The sequence below is a fragment of the Algoriphagus oliviformis genome, from assembly GCF_017254915.1.
GTDB lineage: Bacteria > Bacteroidota > Bacteroidia > Cytophagales > Cyclobacteriaceae > Algoriphagus > Algoriphagus oliviformis.
In genome coordinates this window covers 1-288 of sequence record NZ_JAFKCT010000085.1, presented here as the reverse complement: position 1 = coordinate 288, position 288 = coordinate 1, and the positions used below count along the sequence as shown (strand labels likewise).

The following is a 288-nucleotide window of genomic DNA, read 5'->3' as shown; positions in this document are numbered from 1 at the left end:
AATATTCCCGAGGGCAATTTGCCCTTGATGATAATGAATGCTTTGTCGAAAATGCTTGCTAGACTTAACTAGAAGCACCCCAAAATTTACACACTTCGGTCTTTGAAGTAGAGTACTAAAACCACAAGCCCACAGCCATAACTTCCAATAATTTTTTTCTTTGGAGTAGCGTACTTGGCAAATTTTTTTCTTGTAAATTTAATTACTCTTGGTAAAATTAAAAACCTAAAAGAATGAAATACAAATAAAAAGAGGAAATATCGGTTTGCTAATAAAGTACGTAGAACA

At 33.0% G+C, this 288-nt stretch carries 1 protein-coding gene; it reads right to left on the bottom strand.

What is annotated here, in order from left to right; translation table 11 throughout:
• Positions 1-86 precede the first annotated feature (86 nt).
• On the bottom strand, positions 87-288 hold a 202-nt coding region (locus tag J0A68_RS23390; protein ID WP_206580526.1), incomplete at its 5' end, for a hypothetical protein.